The following is a 12,543-nucleotide window of genomic DNA, read 5'->3' as shown; positions in this document are numbered from 1 at the left end:
AGTGCGTTCAGTTATTTAACGCTTTTCCGGGCGGTTCATTATCCGGATCATCCTTTTTAAAAGGATCCTGAATGGTTCCTTCCTTTGGTTTTATGAATCTGTCATAAAACCGTTTATATTCTTTCAGGTCCCTGGTGGTTACCAATGCCCTGAAGTTACGGTCCGAAATAACCATACGTTCATACGGGATGGCACTCAGGATCTCGTATAATGACTGATCCAGGATAAATGTACGCTGATACCACAAACTTTCGTCCAGACCATTGAACCCGTTAATGATAAGTATGGTGGTATCCTGGTTATAGTCGAGCCACGACAGATCAAAATCCTTGATCAGGAACTTGGTAAAGTTGAACCGGGCGACTTCGTACAGGAACTGGTTTTCATTTACCCTACCCGAAGGGATGAGCATTACAAAGTAGTAAAGCGCATCTTCGTCATATGTATATAACGAACGTTCGCCGGTTTCGTTTAATACCCCAGTGGTATCCACGAATGCTTCCATGCCAAGTTCCTCCAGAAGTGCATCGCGTTTTTTCAGCAACGATCCGGGAGTAGCGCCGGTACCCGACAGTTTTTTACCTGCATCAAGCTGAGCCAGAATATTTTTAGCCTGTTCCGATACACGTTCATCAGGGTACTGAGTGCGAAGTTCCGTAAGCTGTTTGCGGAATACTTCTGCAGAATCCTGATTCGATCCTGTGATGAGTGCATTCAGGAACATAAAGTTCGGCTTCAGTTCCGTATCCGGATATTTCTCAATAATCTGACGGTAGTTATAAGTTACTGCATTGAAATCTCCGTCCATGTAGGCTTTGTAAGAGGCCTCATATAAAGAGTCCTGTTCCTGTTTCGCCAGTTCCAGTTTCTTCATGTAATCCGGGTCAGACAAAATGGTTGCATACCGGCTGTTCGGGAATTCATCAATAATTTTTTGCTTATAGACTTCTGCCTGCGCAACGTCATCTTTCTTCTCATAACACTGGTAGAGCCCGAAATAGGCATCCAGTATCTTCTCGTGTTTCGGGAACCTGCTGATCAACTGGTTGTAGTAGTCAATAGCCTTGTCATAATCGTTCAGGTTGACCCGGAAAACTTCGCCCAAGCCGAACAGGGCCATAGCTATTTTATTGTTTGACGCTTTTATTTCCTGTTCAGATGACGGAATATTCTGTAGGTAGAACTCCCGGGTTTTGTTATCCATAACCTGTGCAGTATCTTCCTCTGTATCCTGATCCTGTGCAATATTCCCAAAACCAGTGTCCATTTTTACACTTCTTCGCCAGTTATCCTCAAGCTTACGGTTGCCCCATATTCGCTGGAATTCTTCGCGTCCTCTTTGTACAAGCTGTGGATTATAAAAGTACCAGTCGCTCTGACCCGGAAGATTCAGAATGGATTCACCTTTTGCGGCAGCTTCAGCGGCCCGTTTCTCATCTTCTTTAACTTTTTCAATAATGCCGTCTATCAATACATTTTGTTGTTGTGGTGTTAAAGAGGCCACCATCTGCATACTGTCCTGGTATTCTATCACCTCGAAATATTCTGCCATCTGGTTCAAAACATTGGCCAGGTTACGGATATTCCGTACACCCGGATATTCATCGCCAAAAGCTGTTGCCGCACCGGCGTAATGAGGCTGTGCCAAACGGTATTCGCCACGATCGAAATAAATATTGGCCAGCGTAAGTTGCGATAATCCTTTCTGTACATTATTCTTCGTGCTGTTTTCAACAGACAGCTCATAATTTTCTATTGCGGCTTCCACGTTATTCTGAGAAAGTTCAAGGTTAGCAATTGCATAGTAGATCTGATCGAGGTATTCCTGATTTTTTTCATCCTTGATCATCTTACGCAATTCCTTCTTAATGCCTTCTGCATTGCCTTTCCCCTGAAATACTTCAGTCAGGCGTATTCTTGCATTGAACTCCATTTCGTATGGAGGACTCATTTTCAGCACCTGGTTGTAAGTTGCCACAGCATTTTCGAAGTTTTCAGATTTCTGATATAACTGCGCCAGAATGTACAAGTAACGACGTTTTATTTTTTTATCTTTTTGTTCTGCGATGGCCTCTTTCAGGTAAGGAATTGCATCCTTATACTGTTCCCGTTTTAAAGCCAGATCGGCAGAAATTGCTGCAAACTCTCCTGTCAGACGGATTGGAAAATTATCGTCGTTGGCTTTCTTCAGTATATCTTCAGCTTCGTAGTACCATCCCATTTCTGTATAGGCACGTGCCATCCATAACTCTGCTTCGTACCTGACTTCCTGAGTTGAGAAATGGCGACGGATGTAATTGAAAATGCCTATGGATTCAAGAAATTCACCTTTATAAAAGTGCGCTTTCCCCATCAGCATATAAGCTTCTTTAACCATGCTGTTGAATTCCTCCTGGCGGAACCACTCCACATATGCCTTATCGTTTGACCGTGTTGATTTGAACTTTGGTTTGCTCCTGATAGAATGCTTTTTGATGAGTTTTTTTGCTTTTTCAATGGCATAATCCATTTCCTTATCCGATTTTCCAAGGTTGCTGTGCACACTGTATGGAAAAAGCGGAAGGATTTGTGAATAATCATCCTGAAGACCATCTTCTATACGTTTTACACCTTTTTGAAATGCCTCATTTCCGTTAAAGAATACATTGTAACGTGAGGTCATTTCATGGTATGTACGCGAAAGCCTTGTATTACGAGAGGTCGAACACCCGGCAACAATCAAAATTAACGCCAGAAGAAAGTATATGTGGGTTTTAAAATTACGGTTCAAAATTGATGAATGTTAACGATTTACTTACATAATAACACAATAACTGCAAATTTATTTTTTTTAGGCGATTGATTTATGCAGATGAGTGCTTTTTTATGAAAAGTTACAGGATTAATTACGATTGAATAAAAATAAAAAATCATTTTAATTTTTATGTTACGTCCCTGACCGAACTTCAATTTTTAGATTATTAGATTTTTCACCAGTATAAATTCTCTCCGTGACTGTCCCGTGGAGACAAGATGCTATTAAGGAGGAACTTATCCATAGTTATTAAAGGTTAAATCCGATTTGCGATTTTTTTGTCACGAATTGTTCTGATTTGAATGATGTTTGACTTTAAAATCTTTTCCACAGTTAAAGCAGTGGTATTTATGTCTGATGGGAGGAAAAGGCACCATGGTAATAAGTGAAAAAAACAGGTATGGGATATCCCATTTATAATCGATGGCATCATCAAAACGGACATTCGTTGATGCGCAGTGCGGGCAACTTACGATACCAAAATCCTTCTTTTGATGTGTAAAATTCTCAACATCTTCCTTTTCAAGGTAATATTCCGTGGGATTGGGTCTTAGATTTTTCAGTACGTCAAAATTAAAGTCGGTCAGTTCATGGATGAGTTCACCAATCGATGGAGTCTTATCTCTTTGCGAGAGTTTTAGGAACTGCTTTTCTGCAGTGATAAGATCTTCCAGTTCTTTGGTACTTATCAGTTTTTTCTCAATTTTTTCGGGTTGATCCAGAAGTTCGGGATCATGGCGTAAAATGGATTTTATGTGCAATATCTCATCCTCCTTTTCCATGGCGCCGTTAACAGCATCTTCCATGGCATAGCTTCCGGCATCATCCACCAGGTTCACATCCTGAATAGCCTGTAATACCTGCTTCGCTTTATCGTACTGATCTTCGGGAACCATGAGCTTAACCCCGCCAATGGCAACGGACCGGAATGGATGCACCCAAACCAGATTTTCATCAAAAATATAACACTCAATACCTTCCGATTCAAGCCTGCCTTTCAAAATATGGCATTCAATGGGCATATTGGATATGTGAATGGTTTTGAGGTTCATAAATATCTTTTTAAAACAGACAAACGGACTTTTCCTTACTAAGATATAAAAAAATCAGCCATTATTCCTTTTTAATATCACCATGCCCTTTATGAACAATGTTAAAAAGTGAATCCTGAACCACGTAATACATTCGGTAATATCCGTTTTTATAGGATCTAAAATCAAACCCCAACAAATTAGCAGTACTTCTATGTGACATTTTTATGTTGTACATTTCATCCACTATAACGATGTTCAGAATCATATTCTTATTGGGATAAGACAGATTCCCATGATCAGATAACGGGTTTGGATAGAATGAGATGTGACCTGTAATGCTTTGATACTCCTGATTGTCAGGTTCAGTGAATTTAGCTACTTTCTTAAAGTCAAGGGTATCAAACAGGTTTTTCTCTTTTTGTGAAAAATCGTCATTTAGCTGCCAATCTCTGCTATCATTTATGCTGGTAAAATCAGAATCGGTTTCGCAGGAAACAGACAGCAACAAAAGTATTGCAGTACTTAATAAAACGAATGTATTGAGTTTAAGTCTGGGCATGGTGATTTTTATTATGGTTTTTAGGGCATTACTACTTGTAAACTTATCACTTCTAACTTGCGAAGAATGGTTTCGTGGTAGTAAAATATTATTCCGTTTTATAAAGACGACCTGTCCTCCTTTGTTGGGACAGGTCGTGTTATCAGAAATGGTTATAAAATTGAATATCTTTTAAAAATGTCCTGTCTACTCTTTAGCAAAAACGTAAGTTTCTTCTGATTCGCCATACGACGATGATGCTTTGACGTTGATCTGTAAATTCGAATCCACCAGTTGGTATGTTTCCACAAGTGTCAGTTCATTACCATCCTGCATCGGTATTTTTGTTGTTACAATCAACGTTTTTGAATCATCTGACCATACTGCTGTTGATTTCTTTTCACTATCACGAAAGCCTTTGTTAATGCATTCCTTTCCATCAAGCGTAAGCTTATCAGTAAATGTAAAATCCTGATCACGAAATGTAGAATGTTTTTCAATCGTTAATGTATTCTTATCCTGAGTCAGAATAAGCTGATTGGGTGCCATGCTAAACTGTTCATTCAAAGTGCTTTTTGATTTGTCAATATTCCAGGTTCCTGAAAAATCTGCGTTTTTAGCAAACGATGCACTGGACAGAGCCAAAACAAATAATAGAAGTGTTAGGTGTTTCATAATTATTGATTTATAAGTTTATAATTAGTGCAATCTAAGAAAATAAATCCAAATATTTTATGACTGTTTACTGGCGTTTCGTTTTTTAGAATGCTTATTCTTAGTACAATCAATATTTACACTAATCCTTTATACAACGAACAGACACTCCCCCCATAGACTTATTGCCACCACCGGAGTTTATAACACCATTTTCAGCATTAATATCCACTTTAATTGCATGAGTATCAGAAGATGAGGTTGAACTCCACCAATGTCCCTTAAAACCCAGATGGTAGAAGTTACCATCAACAGCGCGATATCCACCGGGCAGGGCCGTGAATTTACTTTCATTGGTGGCATCAGTGTTTGCAGTTGTCCAGTGAATATTTCCGGTTTCTTTTAGTTTGCTTCCAGCTATTGTATCTCCTCCCAGTGCTTCAAACAATGTTATCCACTCACCCTCTGATGGAACATGCCAACCAAAGGGACACAGTTTTCCTGTATTCACAGTATGCCAATTATATAAAGCACCATATAGTTTGGCATTTGCAGTGCTGTCATTATCATACCAACAGTAGGCAGGTGAATTCAGGTACGTCCATTCTGTTCCGTCTGTAACAAGTTCAATTTGTTCACCGTCGTTATATCTTGTCACTCTCAGATTTTCTTTCATCCATATTTGTTTGCCTATTATTACCATATTGTAAATGTTGCTGTCAATATCCGTTACAGTATAAAGTCCTAAACTAATTAGTATATTTTCCATCGCCTCAACTTTATTTTCTAATGCATTATCCCCGGTTATTCTTTCAGCAGTTTTTGCATGCAAAGCATAGGGTACGCTTAATAGCTGGTTTGTACCTGTAATGGTATAATCAGTTCCTCCTGTGGGGTCAGCTTCGGTTAAAATAAAATATGGTCCTTGTGCCCAATCTATATTTATAAAATCACCACTCACTACCATACCGGTACCTATTTCGATACTTACCAAACCATTTGCATTGGTTGTTGGCGTTTGAGTTTCAATATATACAGCAGTACCATCGGGAGACTCCTGTATGATGCTTATTTGCATCCCAACAGGTTGGTTTGGTAACAAATTGTTATTTGCATCCCGGATTACTGCCTGATAGCTCATCTTTTCGGGTGACTGAGCAAACACACTTACCGTAAATACGATGGCTGTCAAAATGATTAATACTCTTTTCATTACGTTTTGGTCTTAATTTTTTGTTATTTTAAATGTCTTCACTTCCTGTTGCCCCTGAAATACCTTTACTAAATAAATAGCAGGAACAAGTTTGCTTACATCAATGCTTGTTTGTGTGTTGGTGATCTTTTCATTTAATAAAAGTTTCCCACTTATATCATAGAGTTGAAAGTGCATGTTTGAAAGCTTAAAGTCTTTAACATCCAGTGTTAAATGGTTAATTGCAGGAATTGGATAAGCTGAAATTGTAAGGTTTATGCTTTGAGCTTCTTTTAATTCCGTTACGACCATAATTTTATATGGCTGTTGTACACCTTCTGCCATTGAACCATTTGTTCCTGCATGGGTATGGCATGTAAGCTGTCCTATGGAATAGCTTGCAGATCCTCCACTCCCGGTTGCCATACCTCCGGCAGTATTAACGTTTTCCTGAGCTTGAATGGGCTTAACATACATACATAAAAAGAACAGGATTGTTAAACTTAATTTTAGCTTTAACATTTGTCAGCATTTTAAATTTATCCCTATTATTCATTCCGCATGGTTACGATATCCCGAATAAAAGTACACATATCTAATTACAGGAATGTAAACAGGTTGTTTTACAGTTCGCTTTAGTAAAAATAAAAGTAGTTATTTAGCTACTTAAAAACAAGAACAGGATAAACATTTTATCTGTCTGTATGTGTTTTTGCACTGAATTGACATGTATTCATCTCGTTCAGAATATCATGTTAATAGGCTGCTAAGCCTTTGATCTTAATTTTAAAGTTGCTCCCGTTTTTTTCCAGTAACAGTTCAGAACTTTCGGGATTATACTGATACCTGTCGGCTCCTGAAACAGATTTGGGGTCATCAAAGCACATCAGCTTCAGCTGAAAATTGTATGCATCCGGTGAATTTATTTCTAATGTCCCTTTTATTGCATTCATCGTAACCCGGATATCCGTGTAATCAACGCCTTGTCCGCTCGGTTTGTGAAAAACATATTCTGATTTACCATCCGGATAGATCAGGAGTTCAATACTGTTTTTATCACTGTTTGCGACAGGTATAATAGACCCGGCCCTCATAAAAACAGGATATTTTTCTATGGGATAATATTTTGTAATTGTATCTGAAGATGAAAATACTTCCTTGCTGTCCCAGTAATTAATCCATTGGTGCTCATCCGGGAACACAATACTGACGGTATCATTTTCGGTTGTGATGGGTTTTACGAAAATGGCATCCCCAAGCATATGAGTATTGTTCTCATTGGAGCACTCCTTTATGATGGAGTGGCCTTTCAGATGTCCTTCTACAGATGTACTGAACAGATAGGGCACAAGTTTCCGGTGCAGGTTTACGTAGTCCCTGTAAATAGTTATGGTTTTTTCGCTGTAATTCCATGGTAAATGATGTCCCAGGGCACCATCCCGGCCACCATTCACCATGGCAGGTACCATGCTCGCCAGTTGAGCATAGCGAATGAAGGATTTATTATCGGATGGCTTGCCCCAGTATCCACCTATTTCACATGCAGGGGCTCCATATCCTTTTTGAGCTGACAGGTAGATGAAATTTAGCTGGTTGAGCAGGCCCTTAAAATCTCCGGTGAAGTCACCCGTCCACTGGCAGTGAGAGTAGTTTTGAGGTGCCATATCAAGATACCGATTTCTAACATGCACATGTCCGTACGTGTAACATAAAAAATCGGGGTTTATGGACCGGGCATATTCAAATGCATCCTGGTAATGATAATATTTAAATTCTTTATTTGATAAATTGCCGATGGAAGTTGATACATTTTCGTCTAACCATTCGGCGCTGACATCTACTTTCCAGCCATCAATGCCTTGTTTTAAGATCTTATCCACCTGTTTGTGCCACCAGGCTTTTGCTTCAGGATTGGTAAAATCAATGTGTGCGCCCTTTCCTTTATGCCAACTGTGCAGGCTTCCATTATTAACCGTATATCCCATGTTTACAGCTGGTTCATATAGAGGGGACTGGTTTAAAGGAACCTCCCGTGACTCCTTGTTCACAAATCCGGTATACCATAAAATCAGTTTTATATTTTTGCTGTGCAGGTGATTAAGCATATTTTCAAAATCAGGATAAAGGGCGGTATCTGATTCAAAATTATTATAGGCAGATGACCACGGGCTGTCCAGAATGACAGCATCTACAGGAATATTGTACCTGGAGTAGCCATCGATGAGGTACCTGACAGTATTTGAGGTATGCAACTGATCTTCCCATATCCAGTGACCAAATCCCCAGTAGGGTGTAATTGCGGGTTTGGGAGTTTCCTGTGCTCTTATTTGAGAGGAAAGAGTCAGAATAATCAGAATGATTTTTATCGTTTTCATTTGGTTCTGTTTTTATGCTATGATCCGCTTTTAATTGGATAATTCTGTTGAGTATTCAAGTTTTTTATAAACCAATCCCTCTTTCAATATTTTCAGACAGTTTTCTTAAGAACCGGGCCATTTGTGCACCATCTATAACATCGTGATCTAGTAAAACGGTCATTTGAAGCATTTCCCTGATCACTATTTTGTCATCCACAACAACCGGTTTTTTGGAAATATTACTGATCCCGAAGCATACCGGGTGTACAGATAACGGAATAAACCATGTATTTCCTTTACCGGTAATGCCAACAGACGTAAAGGCGATATTTCCCATTTTACTGAAGGCAAGGCGGGGATGTCTTACGAGGTAACGCCAGAAATATCTCCTGATAAATCCGGGTAACACATAATAGATTTGTTCCAGTCTGTTAGTTCTTTTTTGCAGAACAACGTCTTTATCAGCCAATTGCTGATCTCTTGCCTCGTTTATTTGTTGCGTTATCGATTCAATGCTGCGCTCATGTGCCTTTTCGATGATGACCGGTATCGGAATTCGTTGTCCGTTTAATACCTTTTCTACAGCAAGTGAAACATTTATATCATTGAAAACCACAATTTTTCGTTTTCCCTTAAGATAGGCTGTGGCATTTTCGTAATCCTTCACAGTGATACTAATGACTTTAATCAGCCATGCAGTGAATGAAATTCTCCGTGTCTTCTTACACGCTTTAATTTTTTCCCTGCTTTCAGACACGTCAATTTCAATCAGTGCCGTAACATGATGTTTCTGACGACCAATGGCACACACATCATTTGTGGCAATTCTTGACTTCGGGAATGTACGGATTTTATATGCATCCATTCACATGCTGTTTAAGCGTACTGTACCAGGTATTAAATGTTATCGTTCATGCCTTGTAGGTTAAATGACTTACCCGGCAGGCAGGCCCGGCCGCCGGAACATACCGGCTGAACCAGTCCGCTTTTCTTGCCAGTCAAACGCTGTCATTCTGCCTTGATCCAGACCATGGATCTTGCATGTTCCGGATGATCACCGTCAGGTATTCTGTTATTCCTGGCGTAGTAAGGTATGGCAACAAGAGGAGAGCCATCATTCCATTTACCTTCCAGGGTCACTATGCCACCCAGAAGATCGTCTCTCCAGACCGGCGTCAGAGGATCATTACTTATGTTCTTATCGATATTCTCCTGATCCGCTTCTTCCACATTGTAAATTAACGGACCATATCTTAAGGCAATCCGGCCCGTATCTGCAAGAATTTTCTCATCTGCAGCTATGCGCTGAACTTCCATCGGAAGGGAGAAACTAACGTTGTCGCCTTTTTCCCACTCCCTTTTAATCACTGCATATCCGTTTTCAATTTCGGGAGTAATCTCAACACCGTTCAGGGTAAGCATTTCAATCCCCTGCACTTCCGGGTCAGAGCTATACAGAACACTGGTATGCCTGTCCGGAACCCTTACATAGAGTGCAAATTCTTTCTTCTCTTCAGGATTAACTGTAACAGACACATCTCCATTCCATGGGTAGTCTGTTTTCTGGATCATTTGCACATCCGTTCCTGCAACGTTTTCAACTTTTATACTGCTTCCAATATACAGGTTTACATAAATCGCATCCGGACTTTTTACATAGGTCCAGGTCGGAATCATTAACAGTGTCCTTGGGATATTGCCGACACAACACGGACAAACATGCCATGGATATCGCTTATAATTTGAAACCAACGGATTTGTGTAGTAAAAGTTTTCACCTTCCATGTCGAGTGAACCCAGCAGGGCATTATACATGGTTTCTTCATAAAGGTCTGCATATTTTGCATCGTGGTATGCCAGGTTCATCTTATACTGGAAGAAGATAAGCCCGCAACTTGAACAAGACTCACAATAAGCAGAATTGCGTAGCGAATAATTGGGGCCAAACCCTTCAGAGGTTTCACCACTGCCAACACCTCCGGTGACATAGTATTTTTTGTTCACCATATTATCCCACAAGGACATCACGGCACTCTGGTAATCTATATCACCGGTTTCTGCTGCCACATCCGCCATTCCCGAATAGTTATATACTGCCCTTACGGCATGGCCTACCGCTTCATACTGCTGTGTTACAGGAAGATGGCTCTGGTCGTATTCGTTTCCTCCCTCGCGGCTGTCTAGCAAAAATTTGGCTAGTTTAATATAGTCGTCACCACGACCATTTCCTTCCATATCGTTGACGAAACGGCCGAAGCGTACCAATGCCTGCTCCATTTCCTGGTGACCATCAAACCATTCCTTTTTATCCTGTCCGATATTGTCCACCCAGCAGTCTGCCAGTTTTTTTGCTGCGTCATACAGCCGTTTATCTGTTCCCTCGGTCAGGGTATAGTGATTGATGGCAGACTCAATAAAATAGCCCGCAACATATCCCTCATGAGTACCACGTTGAGCAGGAGACCATCTTTCTTTCCATCTTGTTGTATCCCGCAGGGTAAAAGCAGTCTGAAGATATCCGTCCGGCTCCTGCGCTGCAAGCACGATCGGGATCCATTTCTCCAGTGTTTTTTTCATATGCTCCTGTGATGCCATAATTTCTTTGTCACCTTTGGGATCAACCATCAGTGCAATACACATCGACTCGATGGTCTGGTGTACCCATGCATTCGAAAATACGTATCCAAGATGTGGTCCGTGCGGTTCGCCGCGAAGTGCTTTTGCAGCCTCAATAAAATTATCCAGTCCGCCCTGTCCCTGTTCCAGGTTTGTACTTTCAATCATCCTGATGCAATGCGGTATCCAATTCACAATAATGGATTTTGCTTTGGAATCCCACATCGGATTATCGATGCTGTATTTTTTCGTGTAAACCACATCCAGCCTGTCCTTTGGTGGAAGATCATGCACCCTTACAATAATATCTGATGATCCGTGTGATTTGCCGTCTGTTGCTGTTAATGAAAGCACATATTCACCCTGCTTTGAAAAGCTCGCTGTTCCTTTAATGGAATCCGGATCACTAAAAGATACCTTACCCGGACCACTTACCTTCTTCCATTTCAGCTTGTCCAGTGCATCAACTACTTTAACATCGCCAGATAACCAGGTTTTACCGCCGATCATTACATCACGGTCTTCACCTGCATTCACAATAGGTGGATAGGTTGGTGCATCACTGCTGGCATAAACCTTCCACTCTATAACATTCATCGGAAGGAAAAAGGAAGAATCCACTTCAATCCGTAGTTTTGTTGTCTCTACGGAGTCAAAGGTTGTTTTATTATATATTCCTGCTTCCAGGCCCAAACCCTTGGCATTGGGGACATGAATGAAATCCGATCCGTTCCAGTAGGTAATGCGGTACGATTCAGGCAATGGAATAACCTTATAATAATCCCAAAGAAATAAATCCACTGCAGATGTCTTTACCGGGTGATCCCAGCTGTATTCAATCCATTGTGGTGTTGCTGGCATTCGTCTTCTGTTACTCTGTCTGGGTCTCCATCTGGTGGAATCTGTGGGTGTACGCCCGTCATTTAATCCCCAAAGCCGGGACATATAGCGAAATGAACCGCTGGCATTGGCAATATTTGCCAGATTCCTTGGCCCATCAGAATTTGTTGTTTCAGAACAGGATACTGAAATTATCAGAATGAGGCATAATGCAGGTAGCAGTTTAAAATGTGCTTTGTTAAAGTGTTTCATTTTGGTAAGTATTAGTTTAATATATTCCGGAGGGTTTACCCCAATAAGTTTGGCATTATATCCTGCACCGGCTCAGTTTTCTCAATTCATGGATATAATTATTCACGTTTTGCATTCCCTCCACATCCTTTCACACAAACAAATATCTGTTCATCCATTAGTTATACGGATAAAACTGAAAACTGTAAGCTAAGATCTTATGACGCTTCATGAGCCTGAAACACCCTGAAAAGTATATACCGGTATAATCAACTTTATAGCCTTAT

General features: G+C 40.4%; 9 protein-coding genes. All 9 read right to left on the bottom strand.

Features of this window, described 5'->3' with window-relative positions:
• Positions 1 to 7 precede the first annotated feature (7 nt).
• A complete protein-coding gene (gene porW, locus ACE1ET_RS06745) occupies positions 8 to 2,722 on the bottom strand; it encodes a type IX secretion system periplasmic lipoprotein PorW/SprE (protein ID WP_473774473.1) in 2,715 nt (904 codons plus the stop codon).
• 353 nt (positions 2,723 to 3,075) lie between these two features.
• Positions 3,076 to 3,846 carry a putative signal transducing protein gene (locus ACE1ET_RS06740; RefSeq protein WP_375727611.1) on the bottom strand — a complete coding sequence of 257 codons (771 nt, stop codon included), beginning with the start codon at positions 3,844 to 3,846 and terminating at the stop codon, positions 3,076 to 3,078.
• Positions 3,847 to 3,907: 61 nt separating this feature from the next.
• Complete coding sequence (locus tag ACE1ET_RS06735) at positions 3,908 to 4,387, bottom strand: hypothetical protein (RefSeq protein WP_375727610.1); 480 nt, start codon at positions 4,385 to 4,387, stop codon at positions 3,908 to 3,910.
• A gap of 186 nt (positions 4,388 to 4,573) precedes the next feature.
• Entirely contained in the window at positions 4,574 to 5,041 is a 468-nt protein-coding gene (locus ACE1ET_RS06730) for a lipocalin/fatty acid-binding family protein (protein ID WP_375727609.1), read from the bottom strand.
• A gap of 121 nt (positions 5,042 to 5,162) precedes the next feature.
• Entirely contained in the window at positions 5,163 to 6,233 is a 1,071-nt protein-coding gene (locus ACE1ET_RS06725; protein WP_375727608.1) for a fibrobacter succinogenes major paralogous domain-containing protein, read from the bottom strand.
• A 12-nt stretch (positions 6,234 to 6,245) separates the two neighbouring features.
• Positions 6,246 to 6,734: a T9SS type A sorting domain-containing protein gene (locus ACE1ET_RS06720; RefSeq protein ID WP_375727607.1), complete on the bottom strand. Its 489-nt coding sequence runs from the start codon at positions 6,732 to 6,734 to the stop codon at positions 6,246 to 6,248.
• 233 nt (positions 6,735 to 6,967) lie between these two features.
• On the bottom strand, positions 6,968 to 8,587 hold the full coding sequence (locus tag ACE1ET_RS06715) for a TIM-barrel domain-containing protein (protein WP_375727606.1): 1,620 nt from the start codon (positions 8,585 to 8,587) through the stop codon (positions 6,968 to 6,970).
• Between the two features lie 64 nt (positions 8,588 to 8,651).
• The gene (locus tag ACE1ET_RS06710) at positions 8,652 to 9,434 is read right to left on the bottom strand and encodes a 2-oxo acid dehydrogenase subunit E2 (protein WP_375727605.1); all 783 of its coding nucleotides are present in this window, start codon (positions 9,432 to 9,434) and stop codon (positions 8,652 to 8,654) included.
• Between the two features lie 143 nt (positions 9,435 to 9,577).
• Entirely contained in the window at positions 9,578 to 12,277 is a 2,700-nt protein-coding gene (locus tag ACE1ET_RS06705; RefSeq protein ID WP_375727604.1) for a glycoside hydrolase family 127 protein, read from the bottom strand.
• Between the last annotated feature and the right edge of the window lie 266 nt (positions 12,278 to 12,543).

The sequence above is a fragment of the Quyinboa mangrovi genome (assembly GCF_042219825.1).
In the GTDB taxonomy this organism is placed as follows: domain Bacteria; phylum Bacteroidota; class Bacteroidia; order Bacteroidales; family UBA5342; genus JBHJHP01.
This window is presented reverse-complemented; position numbering and strand designations above follow the sequence as displayed.